The 24860-nt window shown below is 60.3% G+C and carries 22 protein-coding genes and 1 tRNA gene; 16 read left to right on the plus strand and 7 right to left on the minus strand.

Going from position 1 to position 24860, the window contains the following annotated elements; translation table 11 throughout:
- The first annotated feature begins 27 nt into the window (after window positions 1–27).
- Both V0R37_RS14260 and V0R37_RS14265 read left to right on the plus strand, forming a co-directional pair.
- Window positions 28–3150 (plus strand): error-prone DNA polymerase, encoded by a 3123-nt coding sequence (locus V0R37_RS14260; protein WP_420375153.1) that lies wholly within the window; start codon window positions 28–30, stop codon window positions 3148–3150.
- A gap of 27 nt (window positions 3151–3177) precedes the next feature.
- A complete protein-coding gene (locus tag V0R37_RS14265) occupies window positions 3178–3636 on the plus strand; it encodes a GatB/YqeY domain-containing protein (protein WP_420375154.1) in 459 nt (152 codons plus the stop codon).
- Between the two features lie 95 nt (window positions 3637–3731).
- Here V0R37_RS14265 and V0R37_RS14270 read toward each other — a convergent pair whose 3' ends face one another.
- Together V0R37_RS14270 and V0R37_RS14275 are read right to left on the minus strand one after the other, a co-directional pair.
- A complete protein-coding gene (locus tag V0R37_RS14270) occupies window positions 3732–4133 on the minus strand; it encodes a BPTD_2524 family lipoprotein (protein WP_420375155.1) in 402 nt (133 codons plus the stop codon).
- A gap of 75 nt (window positions 4134–4208) precedes the next feature.
- Window positions 4209–5294, minus strand: a complete 1086-nt coding sequence (locus tag V0R37_RS14275; protein ID WP_420375335.1) for an alkene reductase — start codon at window positions 5292–5294, stop codon at window positions 4209–4211.
- Between the two features lie 172 nt (window positions 5295–5466).
- Here V0R37_RS14275 and V0R37_RS14280 point away from each other — a divergent pair, with 172 nt between their 5' ends.
- The 3 genes from V0R37_RS14280 to V0R37_RS14290 all read left to right on the plus strand — a co-directional run bounded on the left by V0R37_RS14280 (window position 5467) and on the right by V0R37_RS14290 (window position 7664).
- On the plus strand, window positions 5467–6120 hold the full coding sequence (locus tag V0R37_RS14280) for a potassium channel family protein (protein ID WP_420375156.1): 654 nt from the start codon (window positions 5467–5469) through the stop codon (window positions 6118–6120).
- 3 nt (window positions 6121–6123) lie between these two features.
- A complete protein-coding gene (locus V0R37_RS14285) occupies window positions 6124–7491 on the plus strand; it encodes a TrkH family potassium uptake protein (protein WP_420375157.1) in 1368 nt (455 codons plus the stop codon).
- A gap of 96 nt (window positions 7492–7587) precedes the next feature.
- Window positions 7588–7664, plus strand: a tRNA-Pro gene (locus V0R37_RS14290).
- Window positions 7665–7784: 120 nt separating this feature from the next.
- Here V0R37_RS14290 and V0R37_RS14295 read toward each other — a convergent pair.
- The 4 genes from V0R37_RS14295 to V0R37_RS14310 form a co-directional block, all read right to left on the minus strand.
- Entirely contained in the window at window positions 7785–8717 is a 933-nt protein-coding gene (locus V0R37_RS14295) for a Bug family tripartite tricarboxylate transporter substrate binding protein (RefSeq protein WP_420375336.1), read from the minus strand.
- A gap of 264 nt (window positions 8718–8981) precedes the next feature.
- The gene (locus V0R37_RS14300) at window positions 8982–9890 is read right to left on the minus strand and encodes a LysR family transcriptional regulator (protein WP_420375158.1); all 909 of its coding nucleotides are present in this window, start codon (window positions 9888–9890) and stop codon (window positions 8982–8984) included.
- Window positions 9891–9921: 31 nt separating this feature from the next.
- Window positions 9922–10851 carry a hydroxymethylglutaryl-CoA lyase gene (locus V0R37_RS14305; protein ID WP_420375159.1) on the minus strand — a complete coding sequence of 310 codons (930 nt, stop codon included), beginning with the start codon at window positions 10849–10851 and terminating at the stop codon, window positions 9922–9924.
- A gap of 78 nt (window positions 10852–10929) precedes the next feature.
- The gene (locus V0R37_RS14310; RefSeq protein WP_420375160.1) at window positions 10930–12120 is read right to left on the minus strand and encodes a CaiB/BaiF CoA transferase family protein; all 1191 of its coding nucleotides are present in this window, start codon (window positions 12118–12120) and stop codon (window positions 10930–10932) included.
- Window positions 12121–12278: 158 nt separating this feature from the next.
- Between V0R37_RS14310 and V0R37_RS14315 the strand changes: the two genes are divergently transcribed.
- The 11 genes from V0R37_RS14315 (at window position 12279) to V0R37_RS14365 (ending at window position 24244) form a co-directional block, all read left to right on the plus strand.
- Window positions 12279–13208, plus strand: coding sequence for a LysR family transcriptional regulator (locus tag V0R37_RS14315; RefSeq protein WP_420375337.1), 930 nt, complete (start codon window positions 12279–12281; stop codon window positions 13206–13208).
- A gap of 353 nt (window positions 13209–13561) precedes the next feature.
- On the plus strand, window positions 13562–16018 hold the full coding sequence (gene pgaA, locus V0R37_RS14320; RefSeq protein ID WP_420375161.1) for a poly-beta-1,6 N-acetyl-D-glucosamine export porin PgaA: 2457 nt from the start codon (window positions 13562–13564) through the stop codon (window positions 16016–16018).
- A gap of 10 nt (window positions 16019–16028) precedes the next feature.
- Window positions 16029–18059 (plus strand): poly-beta-1,6-N-acetyl-D-glucosamine N-deacetylase PgaB, encoded by a 2031-nt coding sequence (gene pgaB, locus V0R37_RS14325; protein ID WP_420375162.1) that lies wholly within the window; start codon window positions 16029–16031, stop codon window positions 18057–18059.
- Entirely contained in the window at window positions 18056–19384 is a 1329-nt protein-coding gene (gene pgaC, locus V0R37_RS14330; protein WP_420375163.1) for a poly-beta-1,6-N-acetyl-D-glucosamine synthase, read from the plus strand. The genes pgaB and pgaC overlap by 4 nt, the downstream gene beginning before the upstream one ends.
- Entirely contained in the window at window positions 19381–19854 is a 474-nt protein-coding gene (gene pgaD / locus V0R37_RS14335) for a poly-beta-1,6-N-acetyl-D-glucosamine biosynthesis protein PgaD (protein WP_420375164.1), read from the plus strand. Before pgaC ends, pgaD begins: the two co-directional genes overlap by 4 nt.
- A 264-nt stretch (window positions 19855–20118) precedes the next feature.
- Complete coding sequence (locus V0R37_RS14340) at window positions 20119–20589, plus strand: curli production assembly/transport protein CsgE (RefSeq protein WP_420375165.1); 471 nt, start codon at window positions 20119–20121, stop codon at window positions 20587–20589.
- A 15-nt stretch (window positions 20590–20604) separates the two neighbouring features.
- Window positions 20605–21048: a curli assembly protein CsgF gene (locus V0R37_RS14345; protein WP_420375166.1), complete on the plus strand. Its 444-nt coding sequence runs from the start codon at window positions 20605–20607 to the stop codon at window positions 21046–21048.
- Window positions 21049–21050: 2 nt separating this feature from the next.
- Window positions 21051–22010 (plus strand): CsgG/HfaB family protein, encoded by a 960-nt coding sequence (locus V0R37_RS14350; RefSeq protein ID WP_420375167.1) that lies wholly within the window; start codon window positions 21051–21053, stop codon window positions 22008–22010.
- A gap of 80 nt (window positions 22011–22090) precedes the next feature.
- Window positions 22091–22813, plus strand: a complete 723-nt coding sequence (locus tag V0R37_RS14355) for a hypothetical protein (RefSeq protein WP_420375168.1) — start codon at window positions 22091–22093, stop codon at window positions 22811–22813.
- 93 nt (window positions 22814–22906) lie between these two features.
- Window positions 22907–23215, plus strand: coding sequence for a curli-like amyloid fiber formation chaperone CsgH (csgH, locus tag V0R37_RS14360; protein WP_420375169.1), 309 nt, complete (start codon window positions 22907–22909; stop codon window positions 23213–23215).
- 297 nt (window positions 23216–23512) lie between these two features.
- A complete protein-coding gene (locus tag V0R37_RS14365; RefSeq protein WP_420375170.1) occupies window positions 23513–24244 on the plus strand; it encodes a response regulator transcription factor in 732 nt (243 codons plus the stop codon).
- Window positions 24245–24293: 49 nt separating this feature from the next.
- Here V0R37_RS14365 and sufT read toward each other — a convergent pair whose 3' ends face one another.
- On the minus strand, window positions 24294–24848 hold the full coding sequence (gene sufT, locus V0R37_RS14370) for a putative Fe-S cluster assembly protein SufT (RefSeq protein WP_420375171.1): 555 nt from the start codon (window positions 24846–24848) through the stop codon (window positions 24294–24296).
- Window positions 24849–24860: the final 12 nt, after the last annotated feature.

Consider the following 24860-nt stretch of genomic DNA (forward strand, 5'->3'; position numbering starts at 1 on the left):
ATCCTTCTTGCCAGCCTACGCCTCATCATGAAAGCCGCCTTGCTTCCCGACTATGCCGAACTGGACTGTCTGTCCAATTTTTCGTTCCTGAAAGGCGCCTCGCACCCAGAGGAGCTGGTGGAACGCGCCGCGGAACTGGGCTACGAAGCCCTGGCTCTTTGCGACGAGTGTTCCCTGGCCGGCGTGGTGCGCGCCTGGACCGAAGCCCGGAAGCAGTCCATCAAACTGATTATCGGCAGCCGCTTCAAGGTGGACGGCATGGAAATCATCATCCTGGCGCGCAACAAGACAGGCTATGGAGATTTGTCGGAACTGATCACCCTGGCGCGCAGGCGCAGCGAAAAAGGCCAATACCGGCTGAGCCTGGAAGACATCGCCTCGCCGCCGCCGGGCGGCGAGCATCTGAAAAACCTGCCCGACTGCCTGTGCATATTCAAGCCGGATTACGACGTCGACCCCCAACTGCTGCACGAGCAAGCGGCACGATTGCTGCGTATCTTCGCCGGGCGCCTCTGGCTGGGCCTGGGCTTGCGATACCAGCACGCCGACGCCCAGCACCTTGCCAGGCTGGAATGGGCAGCCCGGCACTTTTCGATCCGGCTGGTGGCCACCGGCCAGGTGGAAATGCACAGGCGCTCGCGCCAGCCCCTGCACGACACCCTGGCCGCCATACGTCTTAAGCAGGCTGTGCAGCATTGCGGCTACGTCCTGAAGCCCAACGCGGAACACCACCTGCGCAGCCGCTTGCGCCTGGCCAATGCCTATCCCGCCCACACACTGGAGGAAACCCAGGTCGTGGCCGGGCTCTGCACATTCAGCCTGGACCAGATACGCTACCAGTATCCCCGGGAAATCGTGCCCGACGGCATGAGCGCAACGGCCTACCTGCGCCAGGAAACCTATGCCGGCGCCCGCAGGCGCTATCCCAATGGCATCGCCGATTCCATCAGAAGCCAACTGGAAAGCGAGCTGGCCATCATCGCCGGACTGGAATACGAGCCCTATTTCCTGACGGTCTACGACATCGTGCAGTTTGCCCGGCGACGCAACATCCTTTGCCAGGGGCGGGGCTCGGCGGCCAACTCCGCCGTCTGCTATTGCCTGGGCATCACCGAGGTCGACCCCGAGAACGGCAACGCCCTGTTCGCCCGCTTCATCAGCCAGGCCCGCAAGGAGCCGCCCGATATCGATGTGGACTTCGAACACCAGCGCCGCGAAGAAGTCATCCAATACATCTACGAAAAATATGGCCGGCATCGGGCGGCCCTGACGGCGGTGGTCAGCAGCTATCGCACACGCAGCGTCCTGCGCGACACGGGCAAGGCGCTGGGCCTGGATCCGGAACTGGTCGACCGGGTCGCCAAGTCCTTTCATTATTGGGATGGCAAGCAAAACCTTCTGGACAGGATCGCCGCGCACGGCCTGGAAGGCGGCTCGCACATTGCCAGGCTGTGGGCGGAGCTGGCACAGGAACTGTCCGGCTTTCCCCGGCATCTGTCGCAGCACCCCGGCGGCTTCGTCATCGCGCGCGACAAGCTGTGCCGGCTGGTGCCCATCGAGAACGCCGCCATGCCCGAACGCAGCATCGTCCAATGGGACAAGGACGACCTGGATGCCATGGGCCTGCTGAAAGTCGACATCCTGGCGCTGGGCATGCTGTCGGCGCTGCATCGCTGCCTGGACCTGGCCGGCCGCCGGCGCGGCAAGCCCTTGCTCATGCAGGATATCAAAGACAATGACGAGCCCACATACCGGATGATCCAGCAAGCCGATACGATAGGCGTGTTCCAGATCGAATCGCGGGCGCAAATGAGCATGCTGCCCCGCCTGAAGCCCGCCATCTTCTACGACCTGGTGATCCAGGTGGCCATCGTGCGGCCCGGCCCCATCCAGGGCGGTATGGTCCATCCCTATCTGCGGCGCAGGCAGCACCCGGAAGAAATAGAAGCCCCCACCCCCGCCATAGAGAAAGTGCTGTCGCGCACCCTGGGCGTTCCCATCTTCCAGGAGCAGGCCATGCAAATCGCCATGGCGGCCGCCGACTTCACCGCCGACGAAGCCGACCAATTGCGGCGATCCATGGCGGCCTGGAAGCGCAAGGGCGGCGTCGAACATTTCCGCAAGCGGCTGATCGACGGAATGATCCAGAATGGCTGCCCGGAAGAATTCGCCTTGCGCATATTCCGGCAACTGGAGGGTTTCGGGGAATACGGCTTTCCCGAAAGCCATGCGGCCAGCTTCGCCAAACTGGCCTACATCAGCGCCTGGCTCAAATGCCACGAACCCGAAGCCTTCCTGGTCGCGCTGCTCAATTCGCAGCCCATGGGCTTTTATTCGCCCAGCCAACTGGTGCAGGACGCCCGGCACCACGATGTCAAGGTACTGCCCGTGGATATTCAAGCCAGTTGCTGGGAGGCCGGCCTGGAGCCGGACGGCCGGCGCCCCGCCGTGCGCCTGGGCCTTAACCAGGTCAAAGGCCTGTCCAGGGACGCCGGGCTGCGCATCGAAGCCGCCCGTCGGCCAAGGCCTTTCGACACGGTGCAGGATCTGGCCGGCCGCGCCGGCCTGAGCCGCCACGAGATGGATGCCCTGGCGGCCGCCAATGCCTTGCAGCCGCTAAGCGGGCATCGGCGCCAGGCCCGTTGGCAGGCCGCCACCCAGCCGCTCAAGGGTTTGCTGCATGGCGCGCCCATCAACGAAACCGCCCAGCCTGCGCTGTCCGCGCCCACCGAAGGCCAGGACCTCGTTGCCGATTATCGCTCCATGGGCCTGACCCTGGGACGCCATCCCGTGGCCTTGCTGCGGCCCACCTTGGAGGCGCGGCGATTCGTGCCGGCGGCGACCTTGGCCGACGACTATCCCGACCGGCGCCTGGCCCGGGCCTGCGGCATCGTGACCGGGCGACAGCGCCCCCAGACCGCCAAGGGCACGGTATTCGTCACCCTGGAAGACGAAACGGGCAACGTCAACGTGATCGTCCATGCCGAGCTGGCCCAGCGCCAGCGGGCGGCGCTGGTGCAATCCAGCCTGATGGGCGTCTACGGTGTCTGGCAGCGCCACCAGGGCATCAATCACCTGTTGGCCAGCCGGCTTGTCGACCTGAGCGGCTTGTTGGGTTCCCTGCCCACCCGCAGCCGGAACTTCCATTAAAATGAACCCTTTGATCAGGATGCAATCATGGGCAACACGCTAAAACAGCAATTGGCCGATACCGTAAAAACCGCCATGCGCGCCAAGGATTCGGCCCGATTGGGCACCCTGCGTTTCCTGCAGGCCGCGATCAAGCAAAAAGAAGTCGACGAACGGCGCGACCTGGACGATGCCGACGTCACGGCCATCATCGAAAAGCAGGTGAAGCAGCGACGCGAATCCATTGCCGCCTTCGAGCAGGCCGGACGCACTGAAACGGCCAATCAGGAAAAAGCCGAATTATCCATCCTGCAGGAATTCCTGCCGCAACAGGCCGCGCCCGAAGAAATCGATGCCGCCATCGACGCCGCCATTGCCGACGTAAGCGGCCAGGGTGTGACGGGCGCGCCGGCCATGGGGAAAGTCATGGCGATACTCAAGACGGCCCTGGCCGGCCGCGCCGACATGTCGGCGGTATCCGCCCAGGTCAAAGCGCGCTTGATGTAATCCCAAATCAAGCGTGAACGCGAAGGCGAAGCGCAGACATTACTGGCGTAAGGCAAGCGAAGCCGACAAAATGCACGCTTGATTTGGATAGGGGCTTAGCGATAGGCCACGCAAACCGAGGTATCCATCAGGATGGACTGCCGCATGGCGTTCAGGGCGCCCGCATCCCAGGGCGAGTGCCCCCAGACGGTATGCGTTACCTGGGTATGGCTGGCATCGACGGCCTTGATATCGGTGCGCGCCACTTCCAGCCCGCCCAAAGGACTGCGAACCGCGACGCTGCCCGCCTGCATGGCCGGATCCACCTGCGCGTAGACATCGTAGTGCTTCTTTCCGCGCAGGCATTCATCAGCCTGATTCTGGGCCCGAAGGTATACGATCTGATAGCTGCGGGGAACCGTATAGGATACAGTGGGCGACTCATCGCCCGGCTGTATTCCGGCGATGCAGCCCGACAGCAGTGCCGCTGTCACGATACCGATCAATTGCGCTTTCACCGTTCCTCCGTGCATCTGCCCGCGTCAACTGGAAAGTTATCACGCCGCAAGCGGCAATTGGAATTTTTTTCTGCCTCAGGAGCAGGTTTCTTTCTGCGGCGCGGCGGCGCTGGACAAGGACGGATAGTCGATATAGCCTTTTGCCCCGGCCGTATAAAAGGTGCTGGGGTCCCAATCATTAAGCGATGCGCCGGCTTTCAGGCGCGCGACCAGATCCGGATTGGCGATGAAGGCCTTGCCGAACGCCACCGCATCGGCCTGCCCCTTGGCGACCATGGTATGCGCCGTGGCGATATCGTAGTTTTCATTGACGATGACCGGACCGCCGAACTGCCGCCGGATCTCCGCCGTCAGGCTGTCTTCGCCCAGGGATTCCCGCGTGAAGATGAAGGCGATGCCGCGCTGGCCCAAAGCGTGGGCCACATGGGAAAAGAGTTCGCGCGGATTGGAGTCGGACATGGAATGCGCGTCGCCGCGCGGTGAAAGATGCACCCCCACGCGGCCGGAGCCCCATACCCCCACGCAGGCATCGACCACTTCCAGCAGCAGGCGCGCCCTGTTTTCAATGGAACCGCCATACTCGTCATGCCGCTTGTTCACGCCATCCTGAAGGAATTGGTCGATCAGGTAGCCGTTTGCGCCATGCACTTCCACGCCATCGAAGCCGGCCTCGCGGGCATTCTGGGCCGCACGCGCGAAATCGTTGACAATGCCGGGGATTTCCTCGATGTGCAAGGCGCGCGGCACCACATAGGGGCGCTTGGGGCGCAACAGGCTGACGTTGCCTTGGCAAGCCACCGCGCTGGGCGCCACGGGGATTTCGCCGTTCAGGAATTCGGGGTCGGAAACGCGTCCCACATGCCATAGCTGCAGGAGGATTTTTCCGCCCTTGCTGTGCACGGCCTGGGTGATCTTCTTCCAGCCTTCCACCTGGGCGCTGCTCCAGATGCCAGGGGTGCTGGGGTAGCCGACCCCTTGGGGCGACACCGATGTGGCTTCCGACAAGATCAGGCCAGCCGTCGCACGCTGGCAATAATAACTGCGCATCAAGTCGTTCGGCACACGTCCATCCGATGCGCGATTCCGGGTAAGCGGAGCCATTACAATACGGTTGTTTAATGCCACAGCCCCCAATTGAATGGGGTCGAACAAGCTAGTCATCATTAATACTGCTACTCAAATCAAGGTTAACCCTAGTCAGTGTGCCTGAAAATAACAGAAGCCGCACAGACAGGCATATGTCCATTAGGGTTTTTACCAGAATTTGCGCCACCCCCGCAATCCACTATCGTAGAGTAAGCCGTTCGCCGGAATACAAAAAGCAAGGAAGCACATGGGACAATTCGCCGTTATCGGCCTGGGCCGTTTCGGTTCCGCCTCAGCCCTGGAACTCATGAAAATGGGCCACTCGGTGCTGGGCGTCGACACCGACGGTAAAGTCATCGACAAATATGCCGATCAGCTGACGCATGCGGTCATCGCCGATGTCACCGACCGCGCCGCCCTGGAAGAACTCGGCCTGGACAACTACGATGTGGTGCTGGTCGCCATAGGCGAAGGAATACAGGCCAGCCTGCTTTGCGTCGTCCACCTGAAGTCCCTGGGAATACCGACCATCTGGGTCAAGGCCACTTCGCATGCCCAGCACCTCATCCTGAGCAAGCTCGGGGTGGATCGCATCGTGCATCCCGAAGAAGAAATGGGTATACGGGTGGCCCAGGCGCTTAGCTATCCCATGGTCAACGACTACATCTCCATGGGCAATGGCGAGTTCGTCGTGGAGATCGACGTCAGCGATCGCCTGGAAGGCATCCCGCTAAGCCAGGTATTGCAGGGCGTGCCCGACACCATCCATGTGCTGCTGGTCAAGCGCAAGATCCAGATCTTCGTCCATCCTTCGGACGATTTCACGCTAGAGGCCAAAGACACCTTGGTATTGTTGGGACAACTGAGCACCCTGAAGGCCATTGCGCCCAAGCTTGCCTGAGCCATGCGCAACTGGCTGCCGCTTTATAGCTATCAATCGTACCAACGGATACGGCGCACCGGGCTGTTGCGCGCCAGCCCGCCCATCGTGCTGGCCGCGGGCTTCCTGGCGCTTATCGCCCTGGGCACAGTTCTGCTTGCCCTGCCCATCGCGGGCCGCGAACCCATCAGCCTGTTCACGGCCTTCTTCATGGCGACCTCGGCGGTTACCGTCACCGGCCTGACCGCTATCGATCCGGCCGTTTCGCTCAGCCTTTTCGGCCAGATCGTGCTGATTTGCCTGGTGCAGTTGGGAGGGCTGGGCTTTGTCACTTTCGCCGTGGTCGCCGCCATCACCCTGGGCAAGAAGATGAGCCTGAAGCACCAGGCGCTCGCGCTGGAAGCCTTCAATCAGACCAGCGTGTCCAAGATCCGCCGCACCGCGTTTTCCGTCTTCAAGATATCGCTGGGCATAGAAGCCATTGCGGCGATCATCCTGGCCCTATGGTGGTGGCGCGACTACCCCTTGGCCACCGCGGCATACCGGGCTGTGTTCCATGCCATCGCCGCCTTCAATAACGCCGGATTCTCGCTGTTTCCGTCCAGCCTGGCGCTGTTCGCGGAAGACACCGCCGTCATACTGACGATCAGTTTTTCCATCATCCTGGGCGGCATCGGCTTCTCGGTGCTGAGCGATGTCGGACACAAGAAGCGTTGGGCCACCCTGCTGCCCTACACCAAGGCCATACTGCTGGGTACGCTGGCCCTGAACCTGATCGGCTTCGTTGCCATCTGGGCGCTGGAATTCAACAACCCCGATACCCTGGGAAGCCTATCGATCCATGGGCAGGCACTGGCCGCCTGGATGCAGAGCGTAACCAGCCGCACCGCCGGCTTCACCAGCATCGACATCACCCAACTGCACGACAGCTCCACCCTGGTGGTCATCCTGCTCATGTTCATCGGCGGCGGTTCGCTGAGCACCGCCAGCGGCATCAAGATAGGGACCTTCATCGTCCTGCTTGCCGCCGTCTATTCCTATATTTTCCATCGCAAGGAAGTCGTGCTGATAAAGCGTTCAATATCGCCCGATACGGTTCAGAAAGCGCTGGCGCTGGTTCTGGTCACCTGCGCGCTGATCTTCGTGGGCGTCCTGTTCTTGACGATATTCGAGAAAGCGCCCTTCATCAGCATTCTGTTCGAGGTGGTCTCGGCCGTCAGCACCACCGGGCTAAGCCGGGATCTGACCCATAACCTTTCCGCGCCCAGCCAGTTCTTGCTTGCCTTGCTGATGTTCGCAGGCCGGCTCGGTCCATTGACCCTGGTATACAGCCTTGCCACGCAAAAACGCAGCCGCGTGCGCTATCCGGAAACCGAGTTCCAGGTAGGTTGAAAACTATGCTAGAATCTCGTTCTTCGCTGATCTTGGTTTGGTCCATCAGCGAGACGACTAAAGGCAAAGCTGATCAAAGGCTTTCGCCGATAGTTTCGGGGCGTAGCGCAGCCTGGTAGCGCACTTGCATGGGGTGCAAGGGGTCGCGAGTTCGAATCCCGCCGTCCCGACCAACAAAATCAAGGGCTTGCAGAAGAAATCTGCAAGCCCTTGTGCTTTATAAGAGCAAACAAAAAACCCCAGCAAAAAAAGCCGCCGCATCATTTCGGATGCGGCGGCTTTTTTATACGCAATTACTGCACCGAAATATTCGCGGCCTTGACCACGGTATCCCAGCGCTTGAGTTCCTGCTTGGTGAAATCGCCCAGTTCGGCCGGCCCCATGTACTGGGCTTCGGCGCCCAGGGATTCCGCCTTCTTGCGGAACTCCGGAGTCTTCATGATGGCTTCGATTTCCTTGGTCAGCTTATTGACGACTTCGGGCGGCGTGCCGGCCGGCGCGTACATGGCAAACCACGAGGACACGAGCAGATCGGGGAAGCCGGCTTCAGCGGCAGTGGGCACGTCGGGCAGGCTGGGCAAACGGCTCTTGCCGGTCATCGCCAGCGGCCTGAGCTTGCCGGCGGCAATTTGGGGCAGCAGCGGCGGGGGCGTGGTCATGGTCATATCCACGGACCCGCCCAACAAGTCCTTCATTGCCGGCCCGGTGCCGTTATAGGGGATGTGCGTAAACTTGGTTCCCGCCATCTGGTTCAGCAATTCGGTGGACACCTGCTGCAGCGAACCCACACCCGACGATGCATAGTTCAGCTTGCCGGGCTCCTTCTTGTCAGCCGCGACCAGCTCCTTGAGCGTCTTGTAGGGCAAATCGGAGCGCACGACCAGGACTTGCGGCGCCGACAGCACATTGGCCACCGGAGCAAAATCCTTGATGGGGTCCCAGCTTAGATTGGGCGTAATCAGGGGCGTGATGACCTGGTAGCCCGAATACTGCAAAAGCAGGGTGTAGCCGTCGGCTTCCGAACGGGTAACGAGTTGCGCCGCTATGGTCCCCGCCCCGCCCGGCTTATTGTCGACCACCACGCTCTGGCCCAATGCGCGGCCTAGCGGCTCGGCGATCATGCGCGCGGTCAGATCGGTGGTGCCGCCAGGCGCCGCCGATACGATCAATTTGATGGGGCGGTCGGGATAATTCCCGGCCTGTGCCGAGGCCGGGGCCACATTCATCGACAGGCCCGCAGCACAAGCCAATGCGGCCAGGGGGTATTTCAATTTTATTTTGGATAGCATTATGGTCTCCTGGATTGAATAAAACACGACGGCCGGCGCCGGCTGTTGGTATGGATATAGCCGGCCCTTAAGGCAACCGCCCTTGCGGCGCCGAAGCGGCTGTGCGCGACGCATCGAGTATGCCACCGCCGCCTTGCACCCGCCTTCCTTATTGCGACAAGCGGGTTATCGCGAAACACGAAAGCCCGCGCACGACACGCGTCATGCGTCGGGCGGAGTGTGCTGCTGTACGTGTGCCAGCAACAGCCTGGCAGCCGCCGTCAGCGCGTCGGGATCGCGCACGCCGATAAGGAGCTTGCGGCGTGCCCATTCGTCGGTCAGCGGAATCAGGCTCAGCTCCATGGCGCGCGCATGGGTCGCCGCCGCCAGGCGCGGCAAAATGCCGATGCACTGGGTGGCCACCGCCATCTTGCAGATGGAATCGAACCCCCTTACCTGGATGCGCAGCTTAAGGAGTTTGCCCAGGCGCTCGCTTTCCTCCTTCAGCCTCAAGGCCAGCGAGGTCGCCTCTGAAAGCCCGATGTAGTCGTAGGCCAGCGTATCGGAAAAGCTGACCTGGCTGCACGTGGCCAGCGGATGGTGGCGAGGCACCATCAAAACGAGCTCGTCGTCGCGATAAGGGTATGTCGTCAGGCCTACGCATGGCGTGCGGTCGGCGAAGATGCCCAGATCGGCCTGGTTATTGATGACCGCATTGACGATGCGCGTACTGTTTTCCTCTTTCAGGCTGATGCGTATGGCTGGATGGTTGCGCATGAAAATCGCAAGATCGTCCGCAAGGAACTGCGTGATGGCCGACGTATTGGCGCCCAGACGAACATGGCCTTTGACGCCAAAGGCATAGTCGGACAAGGCGCTGGCCATCTGGTCCATCTCGTGGATCACCCGCAAGGAGTGATGCAGCAGGGCCTCGCCCGCCTCGGTCAGTTCGACGCCGCCCGCGTGGCGATACAGCAGGGGCGTGCCCAGCGCCACCTCGAGATCCGAGATACGCTTGCTGGCGGCGCCCACAGCCAGGTGGGACTGCCGCGCGCCGGCCGATATGCTTCCCTGCCGGGCCACGGCAATGAACAGCGCAAGGGTTACAAGGTCGAATCTGGCTAGGTTCATGGTTACCGGGGCGTGGCGGGGAAAATGCGCATCAAGCCGGCTGGACAGGCGCCGGATGCAGGGTCAGGCGCGGCCCGGCCTTTAGAATCTGGCTGGGTACGTCATGGCCTATCAGGCCCGGAAGCGTACCCGAAATATCCAGGATTGCGTCCAGATCGATGCCCGTGTCGTATCCCATAAGCTCCAGCATGTGCACCAGGTCTTCAGTGCACACATTGCCGCTGGCGCCAGGCGCATACGGGCATCCGCCCAAGCCGCCCAGGGAAGCATCGAAACGATCGCAGCCCACGCTTATTGCGGATAAGGTATTGGCCAGCGCCATGCCGCGGGTATTGTGAAAATGCATGGTCAGTTCCAGTTGCGGAAAGCGGGTCTTCGCTTGCCGGGCTATTTCTTCAACCTGCGATGGGTAGGCCATGCCGGTGGTATCGCACAAGGTAATGCCGTCCACGTCCAATTGCGCAAACCGGTCCATCAGCCCAAAAACCTCGGTGGCGGCGATATCGCCTTCCATGGGGCAGCCAAACACCGTGGAGAGCGAAACGTTGATGGCGGTGTCGGTGCCGCGCACGGCGCCAACCACGTCCGCCAGCTGCGCATACGACTGCTCGCGCGTCATGCGCAGGTTGGCCCGGTTATGCGTCTCGCTGACCGACATCACCAGATTGACCTCGTCCACATTGCAGGCCAGCGCCCTCTCCGCGCCTCGCGCATTGGGCACCAGCACGGTATAGATGACGCCCGGTTGGCGCCGGATTTCGTGCATGACCATGTCCGCGTCCTTCAATGCCGGAATGGCCTTGGGGGACGTAAAGGAAGTCGCTTCGATCTTGGCGTAGCCGCTGCCGGAAAGCCGATTTATGAACTCGATCTTGTCATGAGTATCGATAAATTGCTTTTCGTTCTGAAAACCGTCGCGAGCTGCGACCTCTTGAATGTATAGCTTCTTTCTGCCGTTCATTTTGAACCCTCGGTTCAGGGCCGGATAAATCCAGAACGAGATTTCTCATTCAACATTCGCCGGCCCTGAATAAATTAATTAAATGATTCCGCGTTGCCGCCATGCCTGGCGGGTGCCTTCATCGATGCCGATGCCCGCCAATATCTCGTCGGTATGCTGGCCCAGGGCTGGCGCGGCACTGCGCACTTCGCCGGGGGTTGCGCTGAGCTTGGGAACGATGCCCGGCAGTTTGATCCCTGTCCCGTCGGGCAGCACCGAATCCAGTATCATGCCGCGGGCCTGATAATGCGGATCCGCGGCAATGTCGGCCACATCGTAGATCCTGCCCGCCGGAATCTGCTTCGCATTGAGCCTATCCAGCACTTCGTCCAAGCCATGCCGGGCCGTCCACTGCGAGATGGCCTCGTCGATCATCGCCACCTGCCCTACCCGGCCGACATTGTTTTCCAATGCGGGATCATTGCCCAGATCATCCCGGCCGATGACCGACATCAATCGTTTGAAGATGCTGTCGCCATTGCCCGCAATGAGCACATATTTATTGTCCTTGCATCGGTAGGCATTGCTCGGCGCGATGCCGGGCAGGCTGCTGCCGGCAGCCTGCCGGACCTCGTTGAACACCGAATATTCGGGCAACAGGCTCTCCATCATGTTGAAGACGGATTCATACAAGGCCACGTCTATCATCTGGCCCTGGCCATTTTCCTGATCCCGCGCTCTCAAGGCCAACAACACGCCTATCACCCCGTGCAGGGCCGACAGGGAGTCGCCTATCGACACGCCGACCCGGACTGGCGTGCGTCCGGGTTCGCCGCTTAAATGCCGCAGGCCGCCCATGGCCTCGCCAATCACGCCGAAGCCGGGCAAGTCCCGGTACGGCCCTGTCTGCCCGTAGCCGGACACCCTAAGCATGATCAGCCGGGGGTTGATGGATTTCAGGTCTTCCCAGCCCAGTCCCCACCCTTCCAGGCAGCCCGGCTTGAAATTCTCGATCAGGACATCGACTTCCTTGACCAGCGTACGCACGACCTCTTGCGCCTCCGCCTGGCGCAAATCCAGCGTTATCGATTTCTTGTTGCGCGATTGGACCTGCCACCACACCGAGGTGCCGTCGTGTATCAGGCGCCACTTGCGCAAAGGATCGCCCTTGACGGGCGGCTCCACCTTGATGACTTCGGCGCCGAATTCGCCCAGCATCTTGGCTGCAAAAGGCCCGGCTATTAATTGCCCCAGTTCCAGAACGCGGATGCCCGTCAATGGTTTGCTCATGATTTCCTCGTGAAATAGCTCTACTCTGCTGTCGCAGGCAGTCTATCAAGCAATCCTCCCGCGCCGAAGAATTGCTTAGCGATGCCGCCATCGCGAAATGCGATGGCCAAGCACCGAAAGGCTATACTGGACATCACCCAACGCTCACCGTGACCGCCATGCATCTGGACCCCATTTCACTGAAGCTGTTCATCAGCGTCCTCGAACAGGGAACCATCGCGCGCGCGGCCGAACGCGAGCATATCGCCGCGGCGGCGGTCAGCAAGAGAATCAGCGAGCTGGAAGCCCAATTGAAAACCCGCCTTCTGGTCAGGACCAACAAGGGGATAAGACCCACGCCGGCGGGCATTGCCTTGTCGGCCATGGCCAGGCGCGTCTTGCGCGAATTGGACGAAATTTCGCTGCGCATGAAGGAATACTCGGACGGTGCGCGCGGCTTGGTCAGGGTATGCGCCAACATTTCGGCCATTACGCAATTCTTGCCGCAGGATATCAAATCGTTCACGAACGCCTACCCGAACATCCATGTCGATCTCGAGGAGCAGGTGACGCCCGCCATCATCAAATCGATAACGGAGAACGTTGCCGATATCGGAATTTTCTCGGACACGCCCCTGGACCAGGGCATCGAGACCCTTCCCTACAGGGAGGATACGCTGGCGCTTATTGTCCCTGCCGGGCACTCATTGGCCGCCAAGGCCGGTTTCCGTTTCGTGGACGCCTTGGACTACGAGTTTATCGGTCTGCATACGGGCAGCGCCATCAATCGCATTGTGTCCAGGGCCGCCGATGAACTGAAGCGCACGATAAAGCTGAAGGTGCAGGTCACTGGCTTCGACGCCTTATGCTTCATGGTCAACTCGGAATTGGGAATAGGCGTCCTGCCGCTGGCCATCGCCAAGCGTTATTCCAAGATGTTCGGTATCCGCATTCTCCCTATCAAGGAATCCTGGGCGCGCAGAAAGATACTGATAGGCGTACGTTCGTTCGAATCCCTGCCGGCCGCCGCTCGGCTATTCGTCGAGCATTTGAGCCCTGGGGGCGATAAAGCGCCGAACGCGGGCAAAACACCCCTCAACGTTCAATAACTCCCCAGCGATGAAGGCCTGAGGCCGGGCGATACACAGCCTGGCTTCACTGCTTTATTCAGCGACTCGACCAAACGGCTTACCACGCTCGTCTAGCCCCAGCGTAAGCCGTATGCCGCATTTTGCTGGCTCTTGTTCCTCTCTATGATCCCTTCCATCGAGTCTGTATCCAGACATTAAAAATCGTAGCAAGCATGAGATAGCGCTGCGGAGGTCCAAGACCTCTTGCGCGAGAACCGGCTCAGGCTGTCGTCGATACAAGAAGCCCGGATGCGCATAGAAAAGGGAGCTAATGCCATGCACCTGTCCAGCAAAACGACGGACGCCGTCTGTTTCTCGCCGAACGGACGATCATGAATACATCGATGCCACTCGGTTTCCTTTGCCTGGTGATTGCCGGCTTGTTGAGCACCCCGGCGTCCGCCGCCGTATCGCGCGCGGAATACGATGCGCTGATACGGGCCGCCCGGGCGGGAAACTACGAGCCGGCGCTGATCATGCTGCGCCAGCATGGCGTGGAACACCCCATGGATCTGCGTGCCGCTTACGACCATATCCTGATTGCCACGTGGGCCGGCAACAATGACGAAGCGATCGCCGCTTACGAGGCCATACAGCCCGCCCCCAACCACCCGCCGGCCGATGTCCTGATCGCACTCGCCCGTGCTTACCGGGACACCCAGCGATGGGATTACGCCCTGGACCATTACCGTGAGGGCCGTAGGCTGTTTCCGCGCCAGTCGTCCTTCGCGGTCGGTGAAATCATGACGCTGGCCGACGCCGGGCGTGCCGATGAGGCCATCGCGCTGGGCAAGGAATTGATCGATGAGATTCCGGACGATGCCGACGCGCGCCTGGCACTGAGCTACGCCTACAAGGTTCGCCCGTCTCCTTATCCTGTACTTCAGGAAGCCGACCATGCCAGGACCCTGGCGCCGCGAAAAACCTATGTCACACGGGAATATATAGATGCTTTGCAGCACGCGGGTCTAGCCCAGGCCGCATTGACCGTGGCTCGGGAACATCCCGATCTGCTCAATGACGCAAAAATGCGCCAGCTGGAAGCGGACTACCTGGCGGAAGTAACACGCTTGGCCGCCATGCCATACCGGCTGGAATCGGAACGGTTCGCCACCGCGGACCGCGCCCTGGCGGATTATGAGCGTCTCATCCCCGCCTGGGAGGCCCTGGGCCCGGCCGCCAGCGCGGACGTCACGCGCCTGCGCGCCGATCGCTTGCAGGCGCTGCATGCCCGATCGCGCATGCAGGACGTGGTGGATGGCTACGAAAGCCTGGTCGCGGACGGAATAAGCGTGCCGCGCTACGTATTGAACGATGTCGCTTCCGCATATCTATACCTTCGCCGGCCCGAAGAAGCCCAGGACCTTTACCGCCAAGTAATGGGCGACGGCAGCCAAAGGGACAATCCCAGTGAACGGCTAAGCAACGAAACCGGCCTGTACTACTCCTTGATTGAAAGCGAACAGTTTGACGAAGCCGGAAATGTCATCCAGGCCGCGCGTGCCGGCCAGCCGACATGGCGCTACATCAAGGGCGTGCCCCAACGTGTTCCGAATGACTTGCACTTGTATTCAGAGCAGACCGCCGCACTTGGCCTGTTCTATACGGACGATACGGCCGGCGCCCAGGCGCGGCTGAAAGATCTGGTCGATCGCGCGCCGACCAACGTCGGCCTTCGAACTTCGCTGGCCAACGTCTATGCCAGCCGGGGCTGGCCGCGACGCGCGGAGAAGCAATTGAAAGTCGCCGAAGCGCTGGAGCCCCAAGCCGTGGAGGTCAAGGCGGTCCAAGGACTGACGGCCCTGAAGCTTCAGGAATGGCGGCAGGCCGAGATACTGACGCAGGACCTTGCCACCCGGTTTCCCGAAGAACTTGCCACGCAAAACCTGCAACGAGAATGGGCGCTGCACAACAAGGCCGAGCTGCGCGTCGAAGCGCGCCGGGGCATCGCTTCGGACAGTCCGGTAACCGGCAGCGGCGATTTCGGCATCGAAACCGTTTTGTATTCCGCGCCGCTGAACCACAACTGGCGGGTCTTCGGTGGAGCCGGCTACGCAAACGGCGATTTCGATGAAGGCAGCGGAAATTACCGATGGCTGCGCACCGGCGCGGAATGGCGCGGACGGGATATGACCGCCGAGATGGAAGCATCGACGCATAACTACGGCTATGGCACCAAACCCGGAGCCCGGATGTCGGTCGCCTACGACCTGAGCGACCAATGGCAGGTCGGCGCCTCGGCCGAACTGAGATCGCGCGATACCCCCCTGCGTGCCTTGCGCAACGACATCTCATCGAATGCCGCGGGCGTCTATGCCAGATGGCGGCAAAGCGATCACCGGGAATGGCGCTTTTCGCTGGCGCCCTCGCATTTCAGCGATGGCAACAATAGGCTGGCGGCCACCTTGTCCGGCCGCGAGCGTATCTACACCCGCCCCCACCTCAAGGCGGACTTGAATATCAACATCGCCGCAACGCGCAACTCGCAAGAAGGCGGCCCCTATTTCAACCCCCGATCCGATCTTGAAGTGCTGCCCACGCTGAATCTGACCCATACCTTGTACCGCCGCTACGAAACAGTATGGGAGCAGACCTTCATTCTCGGCATCGGCGCCTACAAGCAACAGGACTTCGGTACCGGCGCCATTGCCGTCGCAGGTTATGGAATGCGCTACCGCTACAACAACGCCTTCGATATCGGCGCGACGGTACTCGGCATCAGCAGGCCCTATGACGGCATACGCGAACGCGAAGTGCGCTTCATGCTCGACATGTCATTCCGCTTTTAGAAGAGACGCCATGCTTGCCTACATTTCACGCACCCCATTGTTCGCGATCCTGCTATGCGCCCTGCTGTTCCTTGGCGGCTGTGCCAAGGACATACCCGCCTTTGTTCCACCCAGCGAACGCTCCATGCATAACTCCCAATACCCCTGGAAAGAGAATACCTTCCTGTCGCTGGCCTATCACGACGTCGAGGACACGGATCCGGACCAGACTTATGTCAGCGTCAGCACCGAGCATCTGATCGAACAGTTCGCCTGGCTAAGGGAAAACGGCTATCAGCCGGTTACTGTGGATCAGATACTGACCGCCAGCAAAGGTGGCAAACCCCTGCCGCCAAGAGCCCTGCTGCTTACCTTCGATGATGGCTACCGCAGCTTCTATACCCGTGTGTTTCCGCTGCTGAAGGCATACAACTGGCCGGCCGTTCTGGCTCCGGTCACCTCCTGGGTGGACACGCCCGACGATCAAACCGTGGATTTCGGAGGAAAGCCCACGGATCGCGAACGCTTTCTGACCTGGCGGCAGATACGTGAGGTATCGCGTTCCGGCCTGGTCGAGATAGGTGCCCATACCGACGCATTGCACTACGGCATCCTATCCAATCCCCAGGGCAATCTAGAGCCGGCCGCCGCCTCCCGCGCCTATGATCCCGCCACCGATACCTATGAAACCGACCAGGCTTACCGAACGCGTGTCGCAGCCGACGTGGATCGGGTCACAAAGAAAATACTCAGGGAAACCGGAAAAAAGCCCCGCGTTTGGGTATGGCCCTATGGCGAGGCCAGCGGCGACGCGCTAAGAATCGTCCAGTCCAAAGGCTATTCCATGGTGCTGACGCTCGATAGCGGTCTGGGCAAAGTGGATGACCTGAGCAATGTCCCCCGCGTACTGGTCTCCAATGATCCCCAGTTGCAGAACTTCGCACGCATCAGCATGGTCATGGAAAACAACACTGTCATGCGGGTCGCCCACGTCGACCTGGACTACGTGTACGATCCCGACCCGGAGCAGATGGAACGCAATCTGGGCGATCTGGTCCAGCGCATTGCCGACATGCGGATAACCACGGTCTTCCTGCAAGCCTTTGCCGATCCCGAAGGCGACGGACTGGTGAAGTCGGTGTACTTTCCGAATCGCCATCTTCCCATGCGCGCCAACCTGTTCAACCGCGCCGCCTGGCAACTGCGCAGCCGCGCCATGGTCGATGTGTATGCCTGGATGCCGGTGCTCAGTTTCGATCTGGATCCCAAGCTGGCGCGTGTTATGAAATGGGATCCGGAACAGCATACGGCGACGGTCGATCCCGGCCAGTACCGCCGGCTCTCTCCCTTCGATCCCGCCGCGCGCCAGCAGATCATCGACCTGTATGAAGACTTGGCTCGGCATGCCATATTCGCCGGCATTCTTTTCCACGATGATGCCCTGTTGTCCGATTTCGAGGATGCAAGTCCGCCGGCATTGGCGGCCTATCGCGCCGCCGGATTGCCCGACAGCATAGAAGCCTTGCGCGCCGATCCCGATACCCTGCATCGATGGACGCGCTTCAAAAGCCGCTATCTGGTCGATTTCACCAAAGTCCTTGCCGATCATGTACGCACCATACGCGGCCCGCAAATCAGGACGGCGCGCAATATTTACGCCCAGCCCGTGCTTCATCCCGAAAGCGAAGCCTGGTTCGCCCAGAACCTGGATGACTTCCTGGAGGCTTACGACTGGACCGCGCCGATGGCCATGCCCTGGATGGAAAACGTGCCCCACGATGGCGCCGATGCCTGGCTGGACAGCCTGGTCGACGCCGTCGCGTCGCGGCCGGGAGCGCTGAACAAGACCGTGTTCGAAGTCCAGGGCCGGGATTGGCGGCCCTCCAGCGCCAACGGCGACTCGGGGCATGTCGATTCCGCCGTGATGGCGCACTGGATGAAACGCCTGCAACTGCGCGGCGCCCGCAGCTTCGGCTACTACCCCGATGATTTCACGCAGAATCAGCCCCGGTTGGACGTCATCCGGCCGGCCATTTCCAACGCCTGGTACCCATTCCAATGATAGACCGACTGATCGCCTTTCTGGTGTTGTGCATCGTTCTTGGCGCGCCTTTCGGCCTGACCCTGGCGCTGACCAGCAATGTCTTGCTGAACTTCGTTTTCTTTTATCCGCTGTTCATGTCGGGTATCTGGATGGCGGGAGGCCTGTACTTCTGGCTGCATTGGGAGCGCAAATGGAACTGGCGTCCCTACCGTCCGCCGCAATTTCCGGACGAACCGCTGATCACCATACTGATCCCCTGCTACAACGAGGCGGACAACGGTGAACAGACCATACTGGCCGCGCTGGGGCAGGAGTATCCCAACATCGAAGTCATTGCCGTCAATGACGGCTCCACCGATGGCACCGCGGTGATGTTCGACAAGCTGACTGCCTTGCATCCCCGGCTGCGTGTCATTCACCTGGCCCAGAATCAAGGCAAGGCCATGGCGCTGCGCATGGGCGCCATGGCGGCCCGCAGCGAATACCTGGTCTGCATAGACGGCGACGCGCTGCTCGACCCGGATGCCGTCAGCTATCTGGTTGCGCCGCTGGTCAACAATCCGCGCGTCGGGGCGGTTACCGGCAACCCCCGGGTCCGCACGCGGTCTACGCTGATCGGCCGCATCCAGGTGGGCGAGTTCTCATCCATCATCGGCCTGATCAAGCGCACACAGCGCGTCTACGGCCAATTGTTCACCGTATCGGGCGTTTGCACCGCCTTTCGCCGGCAAGCGCTGGACGAAGTGGACTACTGGAGCCTGGACATGATCACGGAAGACATCGACATCACGTGGAAGCTGCAACGCGCGCAATGGTCGGTCTTCTATGAGCCCCGGGCGCTGTGCTGGATACTCATGCCGGAGACCTTGCGCGGCCTGTGGAAGCAGCGCCTGCGCTGGGCCCAGGGCGGCGCCGAGGTATTCCTTAAAAACCTGATCACCATCTGGAGCTGGAAGCATCGCCGGCTCTGGCTGCTGATGTTCGAATTCTGCCTTTCGACGGGATGGGCCTTCGCCTTTGCCCTGTCGATCGCGCTGTGGGCGCTGGGCCACATTATCGTGCTGCCCCCCAATATACAGGTGTCGATACTCATGCCGCCGTCGTTCACCGGCATGGTGCTCGCCATGGTATGCCTGATGCAGTTCCTGGTCAGCATACTGATAGACAGGCGCTACGAGCCGAAGCTGGCCCGCGCCCTGTACTGGATCATCTGGTATCCCTTCGCCTACTGGATCATCAATCTTTTCACCACTCTCTTCAGTTTTCCCAAAGTCATGCTTCGCATCCGGCGCCAGCGTGCGCGCTGGAGCAGCCCGGATCGGGGCATCAAGGAGTTGACATGATCATCACAACGCAACGCTCGCCCATCGCATTGGCTATCGACGCATCGCTTACCGCACTGGGATGGATAGGTTTCTTCTACCTGTTCACCAAAGGCGTGGTCGCCGTCATGGACGGCAGCTACGACAGCCCATCGACCCCCTTCATTACTCAGCTATGGCCCACCGCGCATACGCTGGCGCTCTACGCGCTGGTGGCCGCCTTCAACGCCACGCTGGTGGTGCTGTGGGGCCGCTATCGCAAGCTGTTCTTCAGAAAGCTCAACCGAAGGGAAGCCGACAGCAAGATCGATGACGAAACGGTGGCCACGCATTTCCACCTGTCCAGCAATCAGTTGCACGAAATACAGGGTAGCCGGGTAACCGTCATCTACCACTCGGATGAGGGCAATATCGCTCATCTGGAAACCGATCAGCTGCGCATGCAGCCCGCCGGAAACAGCGCTATTTACGACGCCGTGCGCGCAGCCTGACAGCCGCGGCCGTGTGCCGGCGCCTGCTTCCGCCATTTGGCCGAGGTGGATAAACGCCGCTACGGAAAAGAGCGGAGAGCGGCCTACGGCATATGCCGCATGTTTCCAGGCCGCGCCGTCTCTATCATGTATTCATGCAGTCCGTTTCCATACGTTAGAAAAAGCAGCAAAAAATTCATGCTGGGGAAAAAGCCGGAAGATGCCGGCGCAGCGATAACACCGCACTCATCCGTTGTGCGATCAAGGACTGGGAGGAAACCCGAAATGCGCTGTTCCATGGTTTGGCTGATTTCGCTTGCCGCCGCGGCGTCTTCCCCTCTGGCCCGGGGCCAGGACCTGCCGCTGGCCAAGGACGGCCTGCCGCCCACCGTGCTGGACGACGGGCAGGCGAAGAAAAGCGTATTCGAGGACCCGCTGGGCGGCGTGGTTGTAAATCGGACCGTCACCGTGCTGGGCAATGATTTCTACCAGGACTTTACGGCGTTATGGCGCCAGAAAGACATCAGCAACAAGTTTTCGATCTCCATCTACGAAAGGCCCTCCGCCCGTTTCGGCAGCGAGATCTGGGTTCAATTCCGGCAAAAAAACATGTTTCACGTATTTCTGCCGCCGGCACGCGCCGCAACAAAAAAGATCAGCGCCGTGGCCGTCGAACTGGTTTACCAAAACATTGCCGACAGCGAAGCCGAACGCATCCTGGTCCGCAGCCCGGACCTAGGGCCCGAGGAGATGTAAATGAAAGGAGCAGACATGTCGATAAAAAAAAGGTTTCTGCTGCATGGCATTGCGGCCTGCTGCGCATGGACGCTTGCCGGCCAGGCTGCGGCCACGGAACTGGTTTATTACCCCTTCAACCCTTCGTTCGGCGGTAGCCCGCTGAACGGCCCCGTGCTGCTGAACTCCGCGCTGGCCACCAACCGGCACACCGATCCGGACATAGGCCAGGATCAATTCGGGATTGAGGAAAAGACCCCCCTGCAGGTTTTCAACGAAACGCTGGAGCGTTCGATCCTGAGCCGGCTGGCATCCGCGGCCAGCTCGCAGATCGTCGGACCCGATGGGCAATTCATGCCTGGCACGCTCGAGACCGAGAGTTTCACCATAAATGTGGTCGACCTGGGCAACGGCTTTTTGTCGATAACGACCATAGACAAGCTCACGGGCGGCATAACCACATTCCAAGTAGGCAAATGACCATGCATAAGAGCCAAACCGGGCCTGACACCGCGCAGCGCGGCCTGAAGATTCTTCTTACCGCCGCAGTCTGCCTGGCGCTGGTCGCCTGCGCCGTGCCGCACAAGCCGGCGGAGGTCGCCACGCCGGCGCACTTGACGCCAGCCACGCCTTCCACGCGCGACCTGGTCAAGCTGCCCCCTCCAAAAGGGAAAGTCACCGTGGCGGTCTACGGCTTCCGGGACCAGACGGGCCAGTACAAGCCCGCACCGGATAGCTCGTTTTCCACCTCTGTGACCCAGGGCGCGTCTTCCATGCTGGTCAAGGCGCTGAAGGACTCGGGCTGGTTCACTCCAGTGGAGCGGGAAAGCTTGCAGGAGCTGCTGACGGAGCGCCGGATCGTCCGGGCGCTGGACGGCTCCCAGGGCGAAGCGGCGCCGAATATACAGATCCCCGCCCTGATGCCCGCCTCCATATTGATAGACGGCGGCATCGTCGCCTACGAAAGCAATGTCCGCACCGGCGGGCTGGGCGCGCGCTTTCTGGGAGTAGGCCTTTCCACCCAATACCGGATGGACCAGGTCACCGTCAGCCTGCGCAGCGTCGACATACGATCGGGCCGCGTGCTGCAGGCCGTTTCCACGACCAAGACCATCTTTTCCTATGAGGTCCGGCCCAGCGTCTACAAATTTGTGAATTTCAAGGATTTGCTGGAAATCGAAGGCGGCGTGACCAGTAACGAACCCACCCAGCTTTGCGTCAAGGAAGCCATCGAGGCCGCGGTCATCCATCTGACTGTGCAGGGCTTGAAAGACCGCAACTGGCTGCTCAGGGATGAGAACGACTGGAATTCCCCCCTCATCCAGGCCTATCTCCAGGAAGGCAATACGTATGCGATCAATGTCGCCGACCTGCCTGCGGGCGGCGCGGCGGCCATGGAAGCCGCCCCGGCAACGTCAAGCGATTCCTTTTCGAATCCGTAGCAGCGTTGTATGGCAAGCCCGGAACAGAGACCGCCGGGCTTGCCAGATAAATCCAGGTCTTTATTTTGAGGAGAAACGCAATGAGCATCAAACTGTCTGTTATTGCCCTGGGTATTACTCTGGCTTATGGGGCAGGCGCCGCCATGGCGGCCAACGTCGCCACGGTCGACCAGAACGGCGTCCACAACGACGCGGTCATCGAACAATGGTCGAACGAAAACGCCAGCGCCGCCATCACGTCCTTCGGCAACTTCAACGACGGCTACATCGAGCAGGAACGCAACAATATCGCCAACGCAACCATCTCGGCTTTTGGCGACTTCAATGATGCGGTCATCAACCAGCACAACGTCAACAATACCAACGCGACCATCTATCAAGCCGCCGATGCAGGGGACGCCACCATCAACCAAAGCGGTGGATGGAGCTACGGCTATCACCATGGCCACTCCAGCGAAGGAAACAACCAGTACGCGGTCATCAACCAGAACGGCGGTTGGGGCAACGTGGCTTGGGTAACCCAGACCGGCGACAACACCGACGCGATCATCAATCAAAACGGCTACAAGAACCGGGCCGGCGTTGAACAAGACGGCGGCGGCAGCCAATATGTTACAGCGCGCATCAATCAGACCGGTGCATTCAATGATGGCTACATTCAACAGAACGGCGCGAACCTGATGGCGACCATCAATCAGACCGGCGCCAAGAACGATGCCATCATTCTCCAGAAGGGATCGGGATACACAGCAACCGTCACGCAGGTTGGGTACGCGAACAACGCGTACGTGAACCAGCGCTGATAAAAAAATAAGCACTGGGCGTCCGCAGGCATCACTGTTTGCCTGCGGCCCCTCCAGGGCGAGTACGCCGCATGACCATTAAAAAGGCCGGAAATGAACGCAGATGCCGATATTCAGGTTTGGCTGGAAACCATGGCTAGGACCCAACCCGTTGTCATAATTCCATACGTGCAAAGCACGGAGAATAAAACCCTGGGCTACAGGCTCAGGGCGGTAAAGGACGGCCCGGGGGGACGTTCCGTGCTGGGCCAGGGAGGTACGCTGCAGGTGCCGGCGGATACTCCCACAGCCTTGGGTCGAATGTCCCTGAACTACAGCGCCCGGGACGCCTGCAGCATCGATTTGACGCTAAACGAAAATGGCGAGGCCCAGCGCAATTACCACTTTGCCTGTCCGGAATAGGCATCTTTACAAGAATTTACCGTGTAACAGCAACAACTTACGCTGATTTACTAAGGTAAACATTTACTTGCAACAAAGATCATGAGTTAATACCATATTAGGTAGTTGGGATCAATTAAGATCACAATTTGTTTCGCTGAGTGCGAACCGGACAGTAGGCTAAGTGATATTCAGCGGGTAGACGCCGATATTGAACGCCCTGTGACAACGAAATCAGGGTACAGGCTTTTGTCTTCCCGGCAGCTTGCCACTACGAAGCTCGCAACAAGCGAACATCGAACAAGGGAAGAACAAAGCATGTCTCTCATTACCGTCATCGAACCGCACCCGTTGATCCGGCTGGGTATCCTGCAATTATTGTCCAATGTCGAGCCCAGCTCTTCGCTGAAAGGCGAGGATTATTCCAGCATCGCGCGCGACACGCCGTGCACCGATGAATCCGACCTGGTTTTGCTTTCCATTTCCTCGTTTGAAGACGTGCACGCATTGACGACGGCCACCGAGCGCGTCTTTGCCCCCAAGGCCATGCTGCTTTTGTCCGACAGCAGCGATATGCCGCACTCCGTACAGGGGCTGCCTCCCTCGGTTGCCGGCTATGTGCCCAAGAATGCTCCTCCCGAAGTGCTGCAGGCTTCGGTTCGATTGGTGCTGGCGGGCGGATCCTGCTTCCCCATGCGACCGAACGTTGCCAACTCACAACAATCGCTGCTGACTCACTTCAAGCCGGTCAATTGGCAAATTGATAACGAAAGAAAAACCAAGGCGGCCAACGCCAATCCCGAATCCGAAATGCTGGGCCTGACGCCCAGGCAATATGAAGTGCTGGTCCTGCTGGCGCGGGGCTATCCCATGAAGACGGTTGGGCGATACTTGAATATCTCCGTCGCAACGGCCAAAGCGCATACTGAAACCCTGTATCAGCGCCTGGATGTGCATAACCGCAACGCCGCCGTCTACGAAGCGGTATCGCGCGGCGCCACGTTGGGCTGGCCATCGATCGGAGGGCCTCAGCAAAGCGCCGAAGCCTGAGCGGTAGCCGCAAAAGGAAGCCGGCCATGGGCCGGCGGGGCCGGAACGCTTAAAGCAAGCCCATTTGCAAACGGGCGGGCTCGCTGATCATTTCGCGGCTCCAGGGCGGATCCCAGACCAAGTCTACCTTTACTTCATCAACGCCATGGATGGACAACAGCTTGTTGCGCGCTTCGTCGGCGATCATGGTGCCCATTCCGCAACCGGGCGCCGTCAGCGTCATCTGGACCTCGATCCGGAACTGTTCGTCGGCCGCGGGCATGACCTTGCAGCTGTATACCAGGCCCAGGTTCACGATATCGATGGGGATTTCCGGGTCGTAGCAGGTGGACAGCAGGCTCCAGGCCGCATCCTCGACGGCTTGCGCGGTCACCGGTCCGTCGTGCATATGGGTGGCCGCTTCAGTGGGCTCGAAACCGAGGGCATCGCCATCGGCTCCCTCGACCCTGTACAGGTTGCCCTCGACCATGACGGTATAACTGCCGCCCAATTGCTGGGTGATGGTGGCTTCGCAGCCCTTTTCAATAGTGACAGGCGAGCCGTAAGGCACCGTCACTGCGGGGCAGTCGCGGCTTACGATCACGTCTTGACGTGTATAACTCATAATGTGCCTCTA

Source organism: Pollutimonas rozaliensis (assembly GCF_048751585.1).
Lineage (GTDB): Bacteria > Pseudomonadota > Gammaproteobacteria > Burkholderiales > Burkholderiaceae_B.